Below are 19,794 nucleotides of genomic sequence, written 5' to 3' on the forward strand. Positions count from 1 at the left end.
GGCAATCCATGGCCGACGAAAAACACAGCCTGCTCGGGGCGGTCATCGAAGGCGCGGCCGGCCTGGCCGGCTCCTATGCCGCCACCCTCACCCACCTGTTCCGTAAGCCCGTCACCGAACAGTACCCGGAATACAAGCGCCCCATGCCCGCGCGCACGCGCGGCCGCATCATCCTGACCCGCTCCCCCGACGGCAACGAACGCTGCGTGGCCTGCTACCTGTGCTCCGGGGCCTGCCCGGTCAACTGCATCTCCATGCAGTCCGAGGAAGGCGAAAACGGCCGCCGCCAGGCCGCCTGGTTTCGCATCAACTTCGCCCGCTGCATCTACTGCGGCCTGTGCGAGGAGGCCTGCCCCACCCTGGCCCTGCAGCTCACGCCCGAATTCGCCTTCTGCAAGGACGACATCGCCGACTTCGTCTACGAAAAGGAACAACTCCTCGTGGACCACGGCGGCAAGCATCCCGACTACGACTTCTACGCCCACGCCGGCATCGCCGCCGGCACGCCCAAGGGCAGCCATATTGATGAAGACGAGCCGGTGGATGTGAAGAGTATTATGCCCTGACGGGCAGGGGAAAAGAGCCTCCGGCGGCCGGGGGCCTGAGGCCCCCGGACCCCCCATATGGGGAAAATGAGGAGTAAACAATGACACCGCTTGGCGCGCTGTTTTATTTGTTCGCCGCCCTGGGCCTGGGCGCGGCCGTGCTCACCGCCACCCGGCGCAATCCCGTCCATGCCGTGTGCTGCGCCGTGGCCGTGTTTCTGTCGGTGGGGGCCATGCTGGCCGTGCTTGGCGCGCCGCTGCCGGGCGTACTGACCGTCGTGGTCTACGCCGGAGCCATCATGGTGCTCTTTCTCTTCGTCATCATGCTGCTTGGCCTGCCGGCCGGCGACGGCGCCCTGCCCCCGGGCCGGTTCCTCGTCCCGGCCACCCTGGCCGCCGCCACCCTGGTGGCCCTGTTCGCCCTGATCGGGGCCGATCCCACGGCCAAGACCCTGCTGCCGGCGGCCATGGCCGGACCGGCCGCCGTGGGGATCATCCTTTTTGACAAATACTGGCTGGCCGTGGAAGCCGTCTCCATCCTGCTGTTTGCCGCCTTGGCCGCCGTCATGCTCCTGGGCCGGGGCAAAACCGGCCGCAAAACCGCCGCCGGAGGTCGGGCCGCATGATCGTGCCCCTTTCCCATGTCCTGGCCGTGGCCGCCCTGCTCTTCGCCGTCGGCGGCGTCATGGCCGCTGCCCGGCGCTCGATTCTCCTCATCCTCATCGGCGTGGAATTCATGCTGGCCGCCGCCGGACTGGCCTTTGCCGGCGCGGGGCTCGCCTGGAACAACCTCGACGGCCAGGCTGCCGTCATCATTATCATGGGCCTGGCTTCCGCCGAAGCCGGCCTGGGTCTGGCGCTCCTCGTCCACGGCCGTCGCGGCGGCGGCACCGACCGCGCCGACAGCTACCACCGCCTCGGGGAGGAGTCATGACCACCGCCCTCGCCTGCCTGCTCGCCTTCCCCCTGGCCGGGGCCGTGCTCCAGGCCGCCCTGCGGCCAAAACTCTCCCGGGCCGCCTCCGGAGGACTCGCCGCCCTGGCCATGGCCGCCGCCCTGGCCGCCGCCCTGGCCGGCGTCTGGAACCTTGGCCCCCAGCCTGTGACCGTCTCCTTCGGCCAGTGGATCGCCTTCGACGGCTTCACCGCTGAATTCTCCATGCTCTACAACCGGCTGGCCGGGCTCATGTGCGTCACCGTCACCTTCGTCGCCCTGCTCATCCATCTCTATTCCGCGATCTACATGCGCGAGGACAAGTCCTTCGCCCGCTATTTCTGCTACTTGAATCTCTTTGTCTTCTTCATGCTGGTCATCGCCCTGGCCGACGACCTCGTCCTGCTTTTCCTGGGCTGGGAGGGCGTGGGCTTTTGCTCGTTCGCGCTCATCGGCTTCTGGCACGAGGAGCTGCCCAACGTGGACGCCGGCCGCAAGGCCTTTCTCATGACCCGCGTCGGCGACCTCGGCTACGTGGCCGCCCTGGGGCTTATCATCGCCGCCTCCGGCTCGGCCTCGCTGACCGGGATAGCCGCCAGCGCCGCCACCATGTCGCCGGAAACGGCCACCCTGCTGGGGCTGCTCTTCCTCTTCGCCGCCTGCGGCAAATCGGCCCAGTTGCCGCTTTCGGCCTGGTTGCCCGACGCCATGGCCGGCCCCACCCCGGTTTCGGCCCTCATCCATGCCGCCACCATGGTCACGGCCGGCGTGTATCTGCTCATGCGCCTGGCCCCCATGCTGGCCATGGCCCCGGTAGTCGGAGCCGCCGCCGCCTTCATCGGCGCGGCCACGGCCCTGTACGGCGCGGCCTGCGCCCTGGCCCAGCGCGACGTCAAACGCATCCTGGCCTATTCCACCATCAGCCAGGTCGGTTACATGTTCCTGGCCGCCGGCTGCGGCGACGACGGCGGCGCGTTTTTCCACTTGCAGGCCCACGCCTTTTTCAAGTCGCTGCTGTTTATGACCGCCGGCGTCATGATCCAGGCCTTCCACGAGGAACACGACATCTTCCGCATGGGCGCGCGCCTGCGAAAAGCCCTGCCCGGGCTTTTTATCCTCTTCGCCTGCGGCGCGGCCGCCCTGGCCGCCCTGCCCCTGACCTCGGGCTACTTCAGCAAGGGCCGCGCCCTGGCCGACGCCCTGGCCCACCCCGGCCCCATCTTCCTGCTGTCCTTCGTCATGGGCGCGGCCGCCGCGTTTCTCACCGCCCTCTACGTCTTCCGCATGCTCTTCGTGGCCTTTTTCAGCGATCCGGCCGATCCGGCCAAGCTCGTGTCCGAACCGGCCCTTCGGCGCATGGAACTCCCCCTGTGGCCCCTGGCCATCCTGGCCGTGGTTTACGGCTTCGCCAATCCGCCCCATTTCCTGGGCATCCCGGCCCTGCTCGACAGCTATCTGGCCGGAACCGTCGCGCCCCTGCCGCCCGAAACCGAACATGCCGAACTGTTCGTGGAAGTTCTCGACGCGCTCATTGCCTTGGCCGGCCTGTGGCTGGCCTGGGTGTTCTACAAGCCCGCCCGCCATCCGGTGCCCGCCCCGGCCGGCGCGCTCACAGCCGGCCTGGGCCTGGACGCCTTTGGCCTGCGCGCCATCGCCCGGCCCTACCTGCGGCTGGCCGCCTGGCTGTGGCGCGGTCTGGACGAGGACGTTCTCGATGGCGCGACAACGGCCACGGCCTCGGGCGTGGGCCGCCTGTCCCGGGCCGCCGCCCGCCTGGGCTCGGCCCGCCCGGCCACCACCATGGCCACCCTGCTCGGCGCGTGCGCCGTGCTGCTGGTCTGGTTGGCGGCGCGGTTGGGGTGAGAGGGAGAGAGAAGAGAAGATGCCTCCGGCGGCCGGGGGCCTGAGGCCCCCGGACCCCCCATATGGGGGAAGGGGGAAGGATGAGGCCGCGACGGCGGCGAACGGGATAACGTTTAGTATGGAGCCATCATGCGGCAATTGCCCTGGCTGTCCCTGATCATCTTCTGGCCCCTGGTCGCGGCCTGCGTCATGCCCGCCTTGCGGGGCGACGCCGTCGCCTGCCGCCGATTCGCCCTGCTGGCCGCCCTGGGCGAGCTGGCCCTGTGCGCCCTGATCGCCGGCCTGTTCGCGGCCGGCTCCTTCGGCCCGGCCCTGATCGAAGACGCCGCCTGGATTCCGTCCTTCGGCATTCGCTACAGCCTGTCCCTGGACGGCCTGAGCCTCATTTTCGTGGTCCTGACCGCGCTGATCGGCCTGTGCTGCATGTTGGCCTCGCGCCACGACGACCGGGAGCGCCCGGCCCTCTACTATGGCCTCATCCTGGCTTCGCTCACCACCGTCCAGGGCATCTTCCTGGCCTCGGACGTCTTTCTCTTCGCCCTTTTCTGGGAAGCCCAGCTCATCCCGGTCTTTTTCCTCATCGGCGTCTTCGGCCACGGCGACAAGCTGCGCGTAGCCATGAAGTTCTTCCTCTTTTCGGCCACCGGCGGCCTGCTCATGTTCCTGGCCGTCATCGCCCTGGGCGTGCTCTCAGCGGGCGCCCCGGACGGCCCGAACTTCGCCCTGGAGGCGCTTACCCGCCTGGACATCCCGCAAAACGTCGGCCGCTGGCTTTTCGCCGCCTTCGTGCTGTCGTTCGCCATCAAGATTCCTCTGATCCCGGTCCACATGTGGCTGCCCGATGCCCACACCGAAGCGCCCACCGCCGGCAGCCTCATCCTGGCCGGGTTGCTCCTCAAAACCGGCGGCTATGCGCTCATTCGCTTCGCCCTGCCGCTCTTTCCCGAAGCCGCCCACGCCTTTGCCCCGGCGCTGACCGTCCTGGGCCTGGTCGGGCTGTTCTACGCCTCGGCCGTGGCCGTGGCCCAGGAGGACGTTAAACGGCTCATCGCCTATTCCAGCATCGGCCACATGGGCCTGGCCGTGGCCGCCATCGTTTCGGGCAGCCGGCTGGCCCTCGGCGGCGCGGTGCTGCTCATGGTCAGCCATGCGCTGACTTCCGGCGGCCTGTTCTCCCTGGCCGGGGCCATCGGCGAACGTCTGGGCAGCCGGCGCTTTACCATCCTCGGCGGCCTCTGGAACAAGGCCCCGCATTTTGGCGCGGCCTTTCTGTTCTGCGTGCTGGCCTCGGCCGCCTTGCCGGGGCTGTCCGGGTTCGTGGGCGAGGCCATGATCGTCTTCGGGCTTTTCAAGGTGAACGTCCTGGCCGCCGGCCTGGCCGTGGCCGGCATGGCCGCGACCTTGGTCTACTTGCTGCGTCTGGCCCGGGACGTGCTCTACGGCCCGCCGCGCTCGGCCCTGCCCTTCCCCGACCTGGACGCCCGGGAAACGGTGCTGCTGTCCCTTTTGGCTGTCGGCATCGTCTGGCTGGGCCTGTTCCCCGGGCCGGTCCTGGGGCTGGCCGCCGAGCCGCTTAACGCCATTGCCGCCCGCGTCTGGCCGGGTCTCTAAGCGAGGAACGTCATGAGCGCCTTTGTCGTCGCCTATTTCCCCCACCTCTGCCTGGCCTTTGGCGGACTCCTCGTCTTGTGCCTGTCCATGGCCCGGTCCGTGCCGGCCGGCTTTTACCCCGTAACCGCCGGCCTGTTCGCCGCCCTGCCCGGGCTGTGGGCCGTGGCCGGCCCCCAAGGCGGCAGCCCCATCGCCTGTTTCTACGCCGGCCTGCTTTCGGTCATCGCCCTGGCCACCATCGGCCTGCTCGCCCGCTACGCTAAGCGCCGGGGCTTTGCCGGCGACGCCCTCTACGGCCTGCTCCTGTGGTCGGCCCTGGGCATGCTACTTTTGGCCGACGCCGACGACTGGATCATGCTGGCCGTGGGGCTGGAGCTGGCCTCGTTGTGCCTCTACGCCCTCATCGCCGCCCGCCTTGACGACAACCTGGGTACGGAAGCGGCGCTCAAGTATTTCCTGCCCGGGGCCATGGCCCTGGCCGTGCTGCTTTTCGGCATGGCGCTTATCTACGCCGCCTCCGGCTCCCTGGAGATCGCCGCCTCCCTGGCCGCGCCCGGCCCCCTGACCGCCGCCGGCTTGGCCCTTGTTCTCATCGGCGTGGGATTTAAGCTGTCCCTGGCCCCGGTGCATCTCTGGACGCCCGACGTCTACCAGGGCGCGCCGGCCCCGGTGGCCGCCTTCCTGTCGTCGGGGTCCAAAGCCGCCGCCGCCGCCGCCCTGCTCCATGTCTGTTCGGAAGTCTCGCCCGAGGCCAAGGAACTGCTCTGGCCGGCCCTGGCCGTAGCCGCCGGCCTGACCATGGCCGTGGGCAACCTCGGGGCCGTGGCCCAGGGAAGCGTCAAGCGCCTGCTCGCCTATTCCTCCATCGCCCAGATGGGCTACATCCTCATGGCCGCCATGGCCGTCAACGACGGCGGCGGCGAGGCGGCGCTGTTCTACTTGGCCGCCTTCGCGCTCATGGATCTGGCCGCCTTCGGCGCGGTGGGGGCGCTGTCGGCCGAGATCGGCGACCGCGACGACATCGCCGCCTACCGGGGCCTGGGCTACGTCCATCCCTGGCGGGCCGGCGTCCTGGCCATCGGCCTGGCCTCCCTGGCCGGCCTGCCGCCCACGGCCGGCTTTGTCGGCAAGTTCCTGGTCTTTGGCGCGGCCCTGTCGGCCGGCTATGTCGGCTTGGCGGCGTTTGGCATCATCACGGCCGTGGTCGGCGTGTTCTATGCGCTTCGCCTGCTGGCCGCGCTCTACATGCGGGAATCGCTCATCGCCCACCCGGCCGCCGTCTACGCGACCGGCCCGGCCGCAACCCTGGCCCTTGGCGTCATGGCTGCGGGCTTGGTCGGCCTGGGGCTGTTCCCCCAGACGCTGCTCGGAACCATCGCCGCCCTTTTCGGCGGCGCGTAGGCGCGCGTCGAACCTCTTTCTCGTTGCATTCCTTATGAAATCCAGCCCACTGCGCGCAACAGTTAAACTGTTGCTATTCCTTTAGAAAAACTATATTATTCTCCAACAATACAAAGATATACAGTTGTAGCGACAATGAGCAGGATGAGTTTGGGCCGAATCTGACCGCGCGCAATACTTCGTCTCGCCTTACCCGGACAGCCCGCAGCCCGGCTGATCCCAAAAATTTCCCAAATGACCGCATTGATCCAACCCGGCAGACTGCTCGACGCGACGAGCGCGCATCCCCTGTTCCTGGCCATCAAGCGAAGCCTGACGTTTGTCCTACCCTTGGTCATGTTGGGTTCCATCGCGCTGTTGCTTCGAAATTTTCCCTCCCCAAACGCGCAGCTGCGCATAGACGCGCTTCTCGGACCCATCGGACTCCAGCTCTGCGACATTCTCATCAACAGTTCGTTCGGCGTTGCTTCATTGGCGCAACTCTGCGCGCTCAGCGGCGTCAGCGCCATGTATGTCAACCAGAACAACCAAGATCTCCACATCAGTCCGATCATGTCAATCTTGGTTGTTCTTTCCTGTTTTTTCATCATCTTGGCGCCAAGCGACACCGCATTTCCCCGCCAGTATTTCTCCATGGACGGAGGACTGCTTCTGGCCATGGCCGTCGCCCTCGTGGCCAGCGGCCTCTTCCTCAAGCTTTCCCAGTGCAGAAGCATCATGTTGCCTTTGGATTTGGTCGGCTATGATCCCGTTGTTCGCGACGGATTCGCCGTCATGCCGGCGGCGATGCTGACCGTGCTTATTTTTGTCGCGATAAAAGGCTGCTTGCTCTTCCTAGGCTTCGGAGATCTTCAAGTCAGCTTGGCGAGACTGATTGTCTGGCCCTTTACCGGCACAGGCAACGATCTTCTCGTAGCCCTGCTGTACAGTGGCATGTCCCAGATCTTATGGTTTTTCGGACTGCATGGCCCGAACCTGCTGCATAGCGTCGAAGCGTCTGTCCTTATTCAAAACGGGATGGCCAATGCCGCGGCTTTCGCCAACGGCACCGTGCCGGAATACATCGTTACGAAGACGTTCATTGACACGTTTACCAGAATCGGGGGCTCGGGCGGCACCTTGAGCCTGATTCTGGCCATCGTGTTTTCCAGCCGCGACCGGGGCATTCGTAAGCTTTGCCTGTTCGCCGTCATTCCATCCTTGTTCAACGTCAACGAACCGCTGCTTTTCGGCGTCCCTCTCGTTCTCAACCCGGTCTATGCCGTTCCCTTTCTGCTCGTGCCTATTCTGCAGACCATCACCGCCTATTTCGCCACTATGGCAGAGATTGTCCCCAAAACCGTCGCCCTTGTCACGTGGACGTCCCCGCCGCTCCTCAGCGGGTATCTGGCGACGAAATCCATGGCCGGCGTCATGCTGCAATGCGTCAATATCGGCTTGGGATTTTTTGTCTATTTATACTTCGTGAGAATCTCCGATGCCATCAGAAAGAAGAGCAGCATTCGCATCATGCAGAGCCTCTACCAAACAGCCGCGTCCGTGCAGTCGCATCATCTGCGGAAATGCCTGGACAATCCCGGAGAAGTCGGCAGACTATCCAAGGCGCTGGCCGGCGATCTGGAGAAATGCCTGACGTCCAGAAGCCAGTTGTATATGGTGTACCAGCCGCAGTTGGATTGCCTAGGTGAACGTGTTGCCGGCGTGGAGGCCCTGCTGCGTTGGCGGCATCCGATTTATGGCGAAATTTCGCCCTTGGTCACGGTCGCCCTGGCCGAGGAAGCCGGGCTTATCGACAAGCTCGGCTGTTTCGTCTTGGCCGAGGCATGCGAACAGCGGGCGGCTTGGAGCCGTTTTGTCGCCCCGGAACTGCGGTTGTCGGTGAACGTCTCGCCAAAGCAATTTCTCAATCCCCGATTCGGCGAAGAGGTCCTCGCCACCATACGAAGCCACGAACTCAATCCCCGGCAAATCGAATTGGAAATCACGGAAACGTCCATGCTGGAACCGGACGTGCAGATCCTCGAGTCGTTGACCCAGTTGCAGACCCAGGGCATCCGCGTGGCCATCGACGACTTCGGCATGGGCCATGCTTCGTTGCGCTATCTGCGCGCGTTTCCCGTCAATACGGTCAAGCTCGACCGCTCGCTGACCGACGCCTGCGAAAACCGGGTCAACGAACAGATCGCCCGGAGCATGTTGGACTTGTGCCGCAGCCTGAACATTGCTGCTGTAGTGGAAGGTGTCGAGAACGAGGAGCAGGTCGACAGGTTCCTGTCGTTCGGCTTTCACGTCTTTCAAGGCTACCATTTCAGCCGCCCCCTGCCCGGCGAGGCCTGCCTGGCCTACATCCGGGAACGATCCACGCCGGCCTGACGGAAGCCCTAAACGAGGCCTTGCCGCCCCCCAAGTTACCCCCCAAGCTACCCCCCAAGTCGGCCACGGAAAAAGGCCCGCGAATGTTTCGCAGGCCCTAGTCGTCACGCCGTTTGATGGGGCAAGCGCCCTTCTCCCTATTCCCCTTCCAGCGCTTCCTCGATGTAAGGCGGGATGGGCACGCCGGCCTTTTTGAGGTTGTCGCGGGCAAAGCGCACCCGGTCGAAGGCGATGCCGTGCTCGCGCCAGTAGGCGGCCGGGTCGTCCACAAAGGCGGCCATGATGGCGTAGCCTTCCTCATAGGCCCGCACCTCGTGGCAGCAGTTGGCCACCCAGCGCGGCCCAAGCGGGCCAAGGGTCTGGCCGCCGCCGGCCAGATCGCTGGTCAGCGTCTCGAACTGGCGCAAGGTCTCGCGCCAGAAAGGCTCCCCGCCGCGCCCCAGGCCCAGTGGGTCGATGAAGATGTAGGGCGCGGGCAGGCACTGGCCGATCTTTAAAAAGGTCAGCGCCATGTTCACTTCGTAGCTCGTGCCGAAGCCGCCGAGGTTGAAGATCTTAAAGAGTGAGCGCCGGTCCAGGATATCCTGCCGGGTGTTCATGGCCAGGTTGGTGAACTGGGCCACGGCCTCGGGGGCGAAATTGGGCGTCTGGCCGATCTCCTCGGCGTCGATGCCCACGCCCATGCGGAAGATGCCCAGCGCCGCCGCCGCGTCGTCCACGATGCGCATGACCCCCGGCCCCGAGCCGTGGGCCACGGCAAACCCCTCGCCCAGGCGCGGATGGTCGCGCATGTTTTTGAGAAACGCGGCGATGGGTTCGGTCAGGACCGGCCCCAGCACGTCGCAGGCCGACCCGAACATGGCCATGGTGGTGTGGATGCGCGGCAACCGCTCCCGGCCCTCATGGGTCACCCACAGCCCCCGGAAAAACTCCCGCACCTGGGCCTGGCCGTTCACCTCCAGGAGCAGGTAAAAACGCATGCCCTCGCCTTCCAGGCGCACCAGCTCTTCGTAGAGCGTCTGGTCCATGCGGAAATGCGGCAGCCGGCAGGCCTTGCCCGGCTCGCAGCCCATGCCCCGCGAGGCGGCCACGCCGATGCCGTTGCGCTTGAGCACCCGCAAGGTGTCGGCCGGCGGCAAGGCGTCGGACACGAACACCTTGGACAGGTTCTGCTCGCCGCCGACGTACTTGAGGTCGTCGAGAAACGGCCGCATCCGCTTGGGAATCTCCTCGCCGGTCAGCACCCCCTCGGGCACGTTGCCCCGGGCGTATTCGTAGACCAGCCGCCACTGGAATTCCCGCAGCCACACGCCCTCCTCCTGCTCCCAGGGAATGGCGATCATCTTGCCGGGCATGAGGATGCGGCCGTAGATGCCGCCCTGGCCCGGATCAACGGTGACTTCGTCGAAAAGCGTGCGGGCTACAGAAGGCGTGAAGACGTCGGTCAAGTCCGCGAAATCGACGCCGGAAGCCAGCACCTCGCGGCTGCGGCCCGGAGTGAGCACCCGCTCGGCCAGCTTGGCCACCCGCACGTCGGGCGGATAGAGCCGCAAGCGCACGGCCAAGCCGTCGGTCTCGGCCGCTTCCTCACCGCCGTTGTAGAGCTCCACCTGGCGCGGCGTGGCGATGCCCGAGGTGCGGATACCGTCCAAAAGCCGCGAGGCCAGATGGAACACCCCGGCCCGGTTGGTAGGGCGCTCCAGAAAGGCGGTGAAAGGCCCCAGGGCGATATGCACCGCGCCGACCATGAATTCCTTGGCGGGCAGCAGGGGCGGCAGCCCGCCAGGGGAGACGCTCTGGAAAATCCCCAGGCCGTGCTTGCCCTTGACCACCATCTCGGCGAAATTGCGCCCCACCCCCAGAAGCCGTGAGGACAGCACGTAGCGCAGGTTTTCCAGCACGATCTCCACCACGCCGTCCTCGGCCACGCTGTGCTTTCGCGGCAACAGCAGCCAGCCGCGCTCCATGGCCTCGGCAATGGCCTCGCGCGAAACAGCCGGACCGCGCGGAATAAAAAGCCGGCCGAAGTCCACGCCGCCGTCGGCGCAAAGCCCGCGCAGATCGGCCAGGGATTCGGCCAGCACGGCATTAAGGGCCGTGACGGCCACGGGCAGCTCCACCGTGCGCGCCGCGTCGGACACTTGCGGCGCTTCGCCGGTCAGATGGATGTCCAGGCCAATGCGGGAATGGCCGCTGCGGCCGCTGATGTCCATGAAGTCGGTGAGCGCCCGACCCTCGCGGGCGGCCCGGTCGCGCAGATCGCGCACCAACCCGCGCAGGGCGTCGCTGGTGTGGGAAAACCGCATGACGCCGTAAGCCTGGGGCGCGGCAAGCTCGTCGTTGTAGCGCACGTCGCCGATGTCCACGAGCTGGCCGTCGCCGGTAATGAGCGGGGATATGGTCATATCGCCTCCGGAGGGCCCTTATAAGCCAAGCCGGCCGGCTGGGGAACCCCGAAACGGTCGGCCCCTGCCCCTTGCCGCCACGCCCCGGCGCTGGTAAGGCTTGGCAAAGGCTGACTTTCCCCGGGATCGGCCCGGAGCGCACTACCGCCGCCGGCCGCCGCCGGCACAAGGGACGGCCCATGCCCACCATTCCCTTCGCACAAATCCGGGCCGGCATGGTGCTGGCCGCCGAGATCGAAAGCCCTGACGGCCGCTACCGCCTGCCGGCCGGCACGGTGCTGGCCGAGAGCCACCTCAAATGGCTGCGCGGCTGGCGCATCCGCGACATCGAAGCCACGGACGAGTCCGCCGCCAAGACAACGGCTGAGACGTCCGCCGAACCGGCCGGCTCGCCCGAGGAGGCCGCCCGCCGCCGACTGGCCCACCTGCCTGCCGACGCGCCCCTGGCCGCTGCCTTGGCCGAACTGGCTCTGGCCCGGGCCGAAGCCCTGGCCGCCTCGCGCCCGACCCGGCCGCCGGCCTGCGGCCGAGAAGGGATCGACAAGATTCCCAGCCCCGAGGCCATCCTGGCCTCGGACCCGGTGCTCGTCTCCCTGCCCGAAGTCTTCATGCGCATCCGCGAGGTTTTAAGCGACCCGGGCTCCACCGTGGAAGAAGCTGCCGCCGTCATCAGCAAGGACCCAAGCCTCACGGCCAAGCTCTTAAAGCTCGTCAACAGCGCCTTTTACGCCCGTACCCTGCGCGTTTCGGGCGGTCTGCCGCCAGGGCCGGTGGACACCCTGTCCCGGGCGGTCATGCTCCTGGGCCTCAACCAGCTTTCCACCCTGGCCATGGGCGTGTCGGTCATGCCGCTTTTTAAGGACATCCCGGCCGGCTGCATCGACATGCGCCAGTTCTGGCGGCACTCCATCGGCGTAGGGCTGGTGGCCAAGCTTCTGGCCGTGCGACTAAACGACCCCAGCCCGGAACGGTTCTTCGTGGCCGGGCTGCTCCACGACATCGGCCGGCTGGTGCTGTTCAAGCAAACACCGGAGGCGGCCGGAGCGGCCATGGCCGCAGCGGCAGCCTCGGGCAAGCACCTTGTGGTCGTTGAACGCGAAATCCTCGGCTTCGACCACGCCGAACTCGGCGGCATGCTCCTGCGCAAATGGCGTTTCCCGGAGAGCCTGGAACAGGCCGTGTGGCGGCACCACGCCCCGGCCACGGCCGAAGCGCCCCTGGAAGCGGCCATCGTGTGCGTGGCCGACGCCGTGGCCGGGGCGACCCTGCCCGGCTGCAGCGGCGAACGGCTGGTCCCGCGCTACGACCACGCCGCCTGGGAGGCCGTGCGCCTGACCCCGGCCGACCTGCCGGAGCTGGTGGAAACAGCCGAGGCCCACTTCGAGGTAATTTGCGCCATGTTTGCGTAGTGATAAGAGAAGATGCCTCCGGCGGCCGGGGGCCTGAGGCCCCCGGACCCCCCATATGGCAAGCCCCCGAATCCCGCTTGGCGGGATTCGGGGGCTTGCCATTGATGGGATACGGCCGGAACGGACGAGGCGGCGTCAGGAAAACAGGCCGGCCACGATCTGAAAGAGGTTGAGGACCGCCAGTCCGAACTGGGTGACGGCGGCAGCCGCCACAGCGGCGATCAGGCTGGCCATGATGGCGTACTCGACGGACGTCGCGCCGTCCTCGCGACGGCGGGGAAACGGAATATGCGGCATGGCTCGCCCCCTGGTTGGGGATCGCCTGTCCGCCACACGCGACGGCCGATGCGCGACCGGCGGCCGAACGGGCCATGGGCGGCGGGCAACCCCGGGTTTGGCCTGGACGCGACCAAATGGGCGGCGACGGGGCGGGACGTGGCCGGCGTCCGCAAAGGACGGCAGGCGGGCAACAGGCGATCCAAGCTCTCGGCATCCCCGGAAATGCCCGGCAGTTTCGAGAGGGTCGGCAGTACCTAGTTGTCCCGGCGCTTGTCCCGGCGGTAGGCGGCGGCCTTTTCCTGCATGGCCTGTCGTCGGCGTTCCTCGACGGCGGCCAGCCGGCGGCAGGCCTCGGCGGCGGCGTCGACGCCGTCCGCGCCGGCCGGCAGCTCGCAGGCGGCCAGATCCTCGGCGATCTGCTTTTCCATGCGCGCCGACTCCAGAAACATGACGTAAGCCAGGGCCAAGGCGGCCTCGTTTTCCGCCGTGCCGTCGCACAACTCGGCGATCTGCACGTGGGGCACGGTCTCCAGGAGCCGGTCCACGAACAGGCCCACCCATTTCTCGGTGAGCTTGGGCAAAAGGCGCGGCGCGGTCTCGGCCACGATGGCCGCGGCGTCCGGCCCGAGGTCGGGCCTGGCCAGCCCCACGAAGGCGGTCAGGGCCTCGGCCCGGCCGGCGTCCTCGGTGCGGGCCACGCGGGCCAGCAGGATCTCCCGGGCTTTCTGGCCCAGAGCGTCGGCGTCGGTCATGGCGCGTCCTTGTCGGCGTCGGACTCCCCGGGGGGAGCACGTCAATGACGCGCCCGGGGAGAACATTGCCGTGTTCGCCGATGGTGCGGCCATCGGCGGCAATGTGCTTGCGGTTGTCCACGATGACGATTCCCGTTCGCTCGAGCACCTCGCGGCGGAAGGCGAATTCCTCATGCATGCGGCGGGTCTTGTACATGAACCACATCCGCACCAGATAGGACACGCACCATGCCGCCACCAGACCGGCCATGACCCACGGGGCGATGACCTCGACATGATCGCCAATGCGCAAGATCGCCTGGATAACGGCGTCCAGGTAGTACAGCGCGGCTCCTACAAGAATCATGCCCCCAAGCAGAATGATGGAGGGCAGACCTCGGGACAAGGCGATGAGTCGGCGCAGACGCTCGGGCATATAGCGCAGCTGCTCCTCGTCCATGGCCGGATCGCCCTTGAATATGCGGGTGAAACCCAGGCCGATGATGTTGACCACGAGCATGATGGCCACCGGCGCGACAATGACGGCCACGCCGTAAGGTATCCACGGAAACTGGAATTCGATGGTGCCGTCCGGCAGCTTGGTGGATTTGATGATCCCGTAGCACACAGCGGCGATGGTGACGGCGAACTCCACCAGGATGATCCCGATGGAGAGAAACGTCATGAGGTTCTTTTTTTCCCTGTCGGAAAACGACAGGCCCAGACTGCCCAAAGCCTCGGAGGCCTTGCCGGCGTCGGGGTTCTCGGTGCCTTCTTTATTGTCCATAGCAGATCCGCGCCGCCTTTGGTCGCGAAATCCGGCCGGCCTCGCCGCCGCCGGCCGGGCAGGGCTGGCCTGCCGCGCCGGGACGCCGGGGCGTGACGGAGACGAGGTTTCGGGGAAGGCCCGGGAGAGGACGGCCATGTGGAAAACCGGCCGCCAGCAAACGACGCGCCTTTCGCGGCGTCATGAGCGGCGTCGCCCGGCGACGCCCGTAAGCGGCGACATATCCCATTCGTTTTCCGACATCCCGAGCACGTCATGAGGTAAGGCCAAACGGGCCATAAGGCAAGCCCCCTCACGCATTCCGGCCGACCGGCGCGACGGCGTCCAGGACTATGGCCCGACATTGTCAGGTCTGGGCCTTTGCCGTATAAAATGCCGAAAACGGACGCTTCCTGCCCGTCGAGGCCTATCGCTCAAAAGGATCGAGGATGCCAAAGACGCTCATGCGCCTGCTGCCGGCAGCCATCTGCCTGCTGCCCAATCTGCTTTTTGCCGCCGCCCAATCCGCATCGCCGCCCGCCGCGACAAACAGCCAGAGCGAGGACACCTATATCGTTCAGGCGGGCGACACGCTTGTCGGCATTGCTCGCCGGCTCGGCCTGACCTCCCAGCCACTGGCCAAGGCCAAGGCCCCGGAACAAACGGACAACGTCGTCGCCGGCAACATGCTGCGTCTGCCCGTAACGCCGCTTGAAACAAACCAGACAGCCCCGGCTCCGGCCACGGCCGCAACCGAGCGGCCCGCCCCGGCGGCGACGCCGCCTGCGGCGGCCCAATCCGCCGCGCCGCTCCAGCCCAAGCCCCCTGCGCCCGCCCAGCCTATGTCCCAAGCGCCATTGCCGAAGCTGGTCCAACCTCCTGTCAAGGCCGATGCGGCGACTGGAACCAAGACTGGAACCAATGTCGCAAAGCCCGGCATCGTGCCGCCGCACGCCGCGGCCGAGCCGGCCCAGGCCCCGGTCAAGTCCGCCGACGCAACCGGGGACGCCGCGCGGCTGGCCGTTGGAGCTTACGTCAATCCCACCCTCGGTGTCCTGCGCGTGACGCAGACCCCCACCGGCATCGCCGTCAGCCGGGACAACCGGACCATTGCCATGCGCCATCTGCTCTACGGCGTGTTCGATGGGGCCGACGCGACCGGCGACATCCAGGGATTGCGCCTGCAATACGACGACGACGGCCAAGTGCGCGCCCTGCTGTACAGTTCCTCTTCGGGCAGGGACATCCCTTTTACCCGGATGATGAAATAGCCGTCGCGTTCTCCCGCTGGCGCACCTCTGCGCCGCTCCGGCCTCAACCGACCGCAACCGCCGTGAGGAATGCCCATGACCGTGACCCTGGTGCTGCTGACAGCCAACAACGACGCCCCGGCTTTGTTGCAAATACTCGCCGCCCACGGCCGTGACCTGGAACTGCGCCATGTCGTGGACCTCCCCGGCCTTCGCGCCCTGCTCCCGACCCTTGGCCCCAAGGCCCGTCTGCTTTCCTATCTCTCAAGCGTCATCGTGCCGGCCGACTGCCTGACGGCCTTTGGGCTTGGCGCATACAATATCCACCCCGGCTCGCCGGCCTATCCCGGCGTCGCCCCCGAGGCCTGGGCCGCCTACGAACACGCCGCCGCCTTTGGCGTGACCCTGCACGTCATGGAACCGGTGGTGGACTCCGGGACAATCATCGACGCCGAAGTGCTGCCCGTACCCGGCCCCAAAGCCCGTCCGACCATGGCCCAGGCGGCCCGACAAGCCCTGCCCATGCTTCTTTTGCGTCAAGCCGGCCCCCTCTCTCGCGAGGAGCCGCTGGTCCCGGTCAAGAAACTGGCCTGGGGCGACACGCGGCGCACCGTGAGCGATTACGAACGCATGTGCCGTTTTAGCGCGGACATCAGCCGGGAGGAGATGGAGCGGCGGCTATTGAGCTTCGGCCCTCCCGGGCCGGTGCAATTCACCGTGGAATTCCACGGCCGCACCTTCACGTTGGAGACGCCGGGCGGCATCATGGGCCATCTTGATCCGCCCCAGCCTGATCGCGTCCTCGGCTGGGTCTGCGACACCGCCACCAAAGCGGGTCCTTTGGAGGTCAAGCTGACCGTGGACGGCCAGGAATTTCTGCTGCGGGCCGGCGAACACCGGCCCGACGTGGCCGCCGCCGGTTTCGGCGACGGCTATTCCGGATTTACCTGGGAAGCGCCGACGCATTTCCGTGACGGCCGTCCCCACCGCGTCGAGGCCGTCTGCAAAGGGCAACCCCTGCCGGGCAGCCCGAGGCTGGCCACCTTTGCCCGGATGGAGACGTCCCAGGGCTGAAGCCGCCCACGGCTTGTCCACCCCCGTCCGGCTGGTCGCCCAACGCCTCCTATAAAACTTCTTTTATTGCAGGGGTCCGGGGGGATCATCCCCCCGGCCGCCGGAGGCATTCCCCCTCTTCCTTCTCCCGCCCCCTACGGTGCCAGGCGCAAATCGCGCTGGGCCGGGACGTAGTCGAGGAGCGCGAAATCCCGGCGCACGGCGGCGGGCGACTCGCCGCGCTGTTCGATGCGTGCCGCCCGGATGGTTCCCAGGCGGCCGTCGGCGGTTTGCAGGTAGCCCACCTTGGCGGGATCGATGCCCATGACCCGGCAGGCCGTGGCGTCCACGGCCACGGCGCTGCGGCCCAGGACGACCACGCCCGAGGCCACCGGGTCGCCCATGATGGGACCGTCGCCGTCCATGCCGACGATGCCGTCGATGATGGCGAACTGCGGCCGCACGGTGGCGTTGATGTCCAGGATCGACGGTTCGATGCCGGCGAAATGCAGGACGTTTTTGGGCCAGCCGTAGACGACGCCGGGCATGACGCCAAAGAGGTTTTTCATGGCCAGCGTCACGCCGGCCCAGTGGTGGGTCTTCATCTTGGCCAGGGACACGACGATGTCGGCGGCCAGGAGCCGGCCCGGCAGCCACAGATCGCCAAGCTTGCTCCACCCTCCGGCGTTTGGCCGACGGGCCACCGGGCCGTTGTTGAGATCGTAAAAGGCCAGCCGGTCCTCGGCCAACACCTCGGCCAAGCCCGATTCCTCCAGCACCAGATAGGCGTCGCGGCGATGGCCGGCCCCCTCGCCCACCACCACCGCCCCCGCGCCCAGGGCCAAAAAGGCCTCGGCCACGGCCCGGACCATGCGCGGATGGACGTTGATGTGGCCGGCCCCGGCATGGGGCTCGACCAGATTGGGTTTGACGAGCACCTGCTTGCCGGCGATCTCGGCCGGCGTCACCCCGAGTTCAGCCAGTCCCCGGCGCACCACGCCGGCCAGGTCGGCGTCGTAACCGGCCGCCTTGGCGATGAAGACTTCGGCCTCGGGCTGCTCGCGCCAAAGGCTCGTCGCGGTCAGCCCCCCGGCGGCGGCCAGACCGACGGCGGCGGCCAGCTTGACGGCCTGGCGGCGCGTCAGGCCGCGGGCGGGCTTTTCGGCGTCGGACGCATTCATGAGTGACCTCCGAGCAGGGCGGCGAACCGGCCCCGGCTGGCGGCGGCGGCCAGGCATTGGGCCAGTTGCGGGGTATCGTAGGGGCCGTAGCGCGACTGGCGCTCCAGGGCGGCCCGGCACAGGGCCTCTTCGTCCTGCCCGGCCAGCCCCCAGGCCCCGAGGCCAAAGGCCCGCCAGGCGGCGGCAAGGGGGGTGGCCACGGCGCACCGCGGCCCTTGGAGATAGGCCAGGCTCGGGGCGACGTCGCCGATCACGGCCCGGCCGGCCAGGGCGGCCAGGGCATGGCCGGTGGACTCGGGCACGGGCAACAGGGTATTTTTGAAGACGCGGGTGTTGCCGTAGTTCCAGCCGCCGTCGGGCAGTTGGCGGTTCATAAGCAGACGGGCCGCCTCGGCCAGGGCTTCGGCCGGCGGCGCGGCCAGGGCCCCAAGGGCCAGCATGGCCAGGGCGGTCGGCTCCACCCAGGAGTGGGTGCCGTCGATCCAGTTCCAGCCGCGAAGGCTCGTGTCATGGCCGATGACGGCCTGTTCCTCGGCGTTTTTGGGCCAATGGCTGCCGGGATGGGCCATAAGCCAGGCCGCCGCCCGGGAGACGTTTTCGGCCCGGGCCGGATCCGGCAGCCAGGCCAGAAGGGCCAGGGCAGTGGGCCAGGCGGCCTCGGGGCGCTCCGGCAAAAGCGCCACCCGACCATCGGGAGACTGGGCGGCGGCCAGGACGGCCCGGGCGGCGGCGACCAGCTCCGGGGCCTGATTGGCGGCGAAAAGGGCCATGGCCGCCCAGGCCGTGGCGTCGGGACGGCTTCCCGCGCCCTCGGCCACGGCAAAGCTGCCGTCGGGCGCGGCCCGGCTGATCAGGGCATCGTAATGCGTTTGGAGAACGGTTCCCGTCATGGCCGGACTCCCTCCTTCTCTGCAGGTAGCCATCCCCGGAGACAAAAGCAAACACACAAGTCTAGTCCACTAAAAATAGACCAACTCCGAGAGCAAATTTGTCAGGTCCGCCACGCCATGCTAGGAAAGCCGCGTTGTTATGGAAATGGCTGGCCCCAGGCCGGCGCATTGCGGGAAGGGTGTCGTATGGATGATTCGAATCCGCTTCCGATTCTGCCGCAGCTGACCGTCCTCGTCGTTGACGACAATGACGTCAACCGGATGTACATGCTGCATCTGCTGCGAAAAAGCGGGCACAAGCCCCTGGCCGCCGCCGACGGCGGGCAGGCCCTGGCTCTGGCCGCCTCCCAGGCCGTGGATTGCATTCTCATGGACGTGCAACTGCCCGACATGGACGGCCTGGCCGTCACCCGGGCCATCCGGGACGGCCAGTGCACCCCGGCCAATCCGCCCGACGTGCCCATTCTCGCCCTGACCGCCTTTGCCCTGCAGGGCGACCGGGAACGCTGCCTGGCCGCCGGCATGGACGACCATGTGGCCAAGCCGGTTCGCGGCCGGGATCTGCTGTTGGCCATGGCTCGGGTCATCGAGGGGCGGGCGGGACGGCCGGCCCAGCCGCCCCAGCCGGCCCAATCTCCGGCGGTTTTGGACCTGTCGGAATTCTCCCACAAGGGAAACCTGGAGTTCGCCGCCGAACTGCTCGCCCTGTTCGTGGAACTGGCCGAACCCAAGGGACGGGAACTGGCCAAGGCCGTTAAGGGCGGCGACGTCGCCGCCGCTTCGGGCCTGGCCCACGACCTGGCCGGCATGGCCGGCCCGCTGCGGGCCGAAGCCCTGGGCCAGGCCATGCGCGCCCTGCTGGCCGCCTGCCAGACCGGCGACGCCGAGGTCTGCCGCCAAAGCCACCCCCAGGCCGAGACCGCCCTGGCCGCCGTGCTGGCCGCCGCCCGCGCCCACCCCCTGCGAAACATCTGATTGGCTTTTTCCGCCTTGCCGGTCTTTGGGCCATCGACGAAGCCGCCTTTCTTCCGGTAGGGTTCCATGGTGCTCCGTCAGGCGACTTTCGGCCCGGCCCGCCGCCGTCGTCCTGCACGGAGCCAGGGA

The 19,794-nt window shown here is 67.4% G+C and carries 17 protein-coding genes; 12 read left to right on the top strand and 5 right to left on the bottom strand.

Going from position 1 to position 19,794, the window contains the following annotated elements:
- Positions 1-8 precede the first annotated feature (8 nt).
- The 7 genes from nuoI (at position 9) to C3Y92_RS14645 (ending at position 8,726) form a co-directional block, all read left to right on the top strand.
- The gene (nuoI, locus tag C3Y92_RS14615) at positions 9-566 is read left to right on the top strand and encodes an NADH-quinone oxidoreductase subunit NuoI (RefSeq protein WP_129353750.1); all 558 of its coding nucleotides are present in this window, start codon (positions 9-11) and stop codon (positions 564-566) included.
- An 80-nt stretch (positions 567-646) separates the two neighbouring features.
- On the top strand, positions 647-1,171 hold the full coding sequence (locus C3Y92_RS14620) for an NADH-quinone oxidoreductase subunit J family protein (RefSeq protein ID WP_129353752.1): 525 nt from the start codon (positions 647-649) through the stop codon (positions 1,169-1,171).
- A complete protein-coding gene (locus tag C3Y92_RS14625) occupies positions 1,168-1,479 on the top strand; it encodes an NADH-quinone oxidoreductase subunit NuoK (protein ID WP_129353754.1) in 312 nt (103 codons plus the stop codon). The genes C3Y92_RS14620 and C3Y92_RS14625 overlap by 4 nt, the downstream gene beginning before the upstream one ends.
- Positions 1,476-3,341, top strand: a complete 1,866-nt coding sequence (locus C3Y92_RS14630) for an NADH-quinone oxidoreductase subunit L (RefSeq protein WP_129353756.1) — start codon at positions 1,476-1,478, stop codon at positions 3,339-3,341. Before C3Y92_RS14625 ends, C3Y92_RS14630 begins: the two co-directional genes overlap by 4 nt.
- 129 nt (positions 3,342-3,470) lie before the next feature.
- The gene (locus C3Y92_RS14635) at positions 3,471-4,952 is read left to right on the top strand and encodes a complex I subunit 4 family protein (protein ID WP_129353758.1); all 1,482 of its coding nucleotides are present in this window, start codon (positions 3,471-3,473) and stop codon (positions 4,950-4,952) included.
- A gap of 12 nt (positions 4,953-4,964) precedes the next feature.
- Positions 4,965-6,353, top strand: a complete 1,389-nt coding sequence (locus C3Y92_RS14640) for an NADH-quinone oxidoreductase subunit N (protein ID WP_129353760.1) — start codon at positions 4,965-4,967, stop codon at positions 6,351-6,353.
- A 234-nt stretch (positions 6,354-6,587) separates the two neighbouring features.
- Positions 6,588-8,726 (top strand): EAL domain-containing protein, encoded by a 2,139-nt coding sequence (locus C3Y92_RS14645; RefSeq protein ID WP_129353762.1) that lies wholly within the window; start codon positions 6,588-6,590, stop codon positions 8,724-8,726.
- A gap of 137 nt (positions 8,727-8,863) precedes the next feature.
- On the opposite strand, the gene C3Y92_RS14650 is transcribed toward C3Y92_RS14645, so the two are convergent.
- On the bottom strand, positions 8,864-11,131 hold the full coding sequence (locus C3Y92_RS14650) for a Rossmann fold nucleotide-binding protein (protein WP_129353764.1): 2,268 nt from the start codon (positions 11,129-11,131) through the stop codon (positions 8,864-8,866).
- Between the two features lie 179 nt (positions 11,132-11,310).
- On the opposite strand from C3Y92_RS14650, the gene C3Y92_RS14655 reads away from it, so the two are divergent.
- Positions 11,311-12,540 (top strand): HDOD domain-containing protein, encoded by a 1,230-nt coding sequence (locus C3Y92_RS14655; protein WP_207213999.1) that lies wholly within the window; start codon positions 11,311-11,313, stop codon positions 12,538-12,540.
- Positions 12,541-12,675: 135 nt separating this feature from the next.
- Here the strand turns inward: C3Y92_RS14655 and C3Y92_RS14660 are convergent, their stop codons facing one another.
- Entirely contained in the window at positions 12,676-12,837 is a 162-nt protein-coding gene (locus tag C3Y92_RS14660; RefSeq protein WP_129353766.1) for a Flp family type IVb pilin, read from the bottom strand.
- Positions 12,838-13,073: 236 nt separating this feature from the next.
- Positions 13,074-13,571, bottom strand: a complete 498-nt coding sequence (locus C3Y92_RS14665; RefSeq protein WP_015860028.1) for a hypothetical protein — start codon at positions 13,569-13,571, stop codon at positions 13,074-13,076.
- Between the two features lie 70 nt (positions 13,572-13,641).
- Between C3Y92_RS14665 and C3Y92_RS21180 the strand changes: the two genes are divergently transcribed.
- The 3 genes from C3Y92_RS21180 (at position 13,642) to C3Y92_RS14680 (ending at position 16,640) form a co-directional block, all read left to right on the top strand.
- Positions 13,642-14,433 (top strand): hypothetical protein, encoded by a 792-nt coding sequence (locus tag C3Y92_RS21180; RefSeq protein ID WP_165352124.1) that lies wholly within the window; start codon positions 13,642-13,644, stop codon positions 14,431-14,433.
- Positions 14,434-14,765: 332 nt separating this feature from the next.
- A complete protein-coding gene (locus C3Y92_RS14675; RefSeq protein ID WP_129353768.1) occupies positions 14,766-15,587 on the top strand; it encodes a LysM peptidoglycan-binding domain-containing protein in 822 nt (273 codons plus the stop codon).
- Positions 15,588-15,662: 75 nt separating this feature from the next.
- Positions 15,663-16,640 carry a formyltransferase family protein gene (locus C3Y92_RS14680; RefSeq protein WP_235669501.1) on the top strand — a complete coding sequence of 326 codons (978 nt, stop codon included), beginning with the start codon at positions 15,663-15,665 and terminating at the stop codon, positions 16,638-16,640.
- Positions 16,641-16,774: 134 nt separating this feature from the next.
- Here the strand turns inward: C3Y92_RS14680 and C3Y92_RS14685 are convergent, their stop codons facing one another.
- Entirely contained in the window at positions 16,775-17,800 is a 1,026-nt protein-coding gene (locus C3Y92_RS14685) for a DUF362 domain-containing protein (protein WP_129353772.1), read from the bottom strand.
- Positions 17,797-18,690 (bottom strand): hypothetical protein, encoded by an 894-nt coding sequence (locus tag C3Y92_RS14690; RefSeq protein ID WP_129353774.1) that lies wholly within the window; start codon positions 18,688-18,690, stop codon positions 17,797-17,799. Before C3Y92_RS14690 ends, C3Y92_RS14685 begins: the two co-directional genes overlap by 4 nt.
- Before the next feature lie 186 nt (positions 18,691-18,876).
- Here C3Y92_RS14690 and C3Y92_RS14695 point away from each other — a divergent pair, with 186 nt between their 5' ends.
- A complete protein-coding gene (locus tag C3Y92_RS14695) occupies positions 18,877-19,665 on the top strand; it encodes a response regulator (RefSeq protein ID WP_129353776.1) in 789 nt (262 codons plus the stop codon).
- The last annotated feature ends 129 nt before the right edge of the window (positions 19,666-19,794 follow it).

Source organism: Solidesulfovibrio carbinolicus (genome assembly GCF_004135975.1).
GTDB lineage: Bacteria > Desulfobacterota > Desulfovibrionia > Desulfovibrionales > Desulfovibrionaceae > Solidesulfovibrio > Solidesulfovibrio carbinolicus.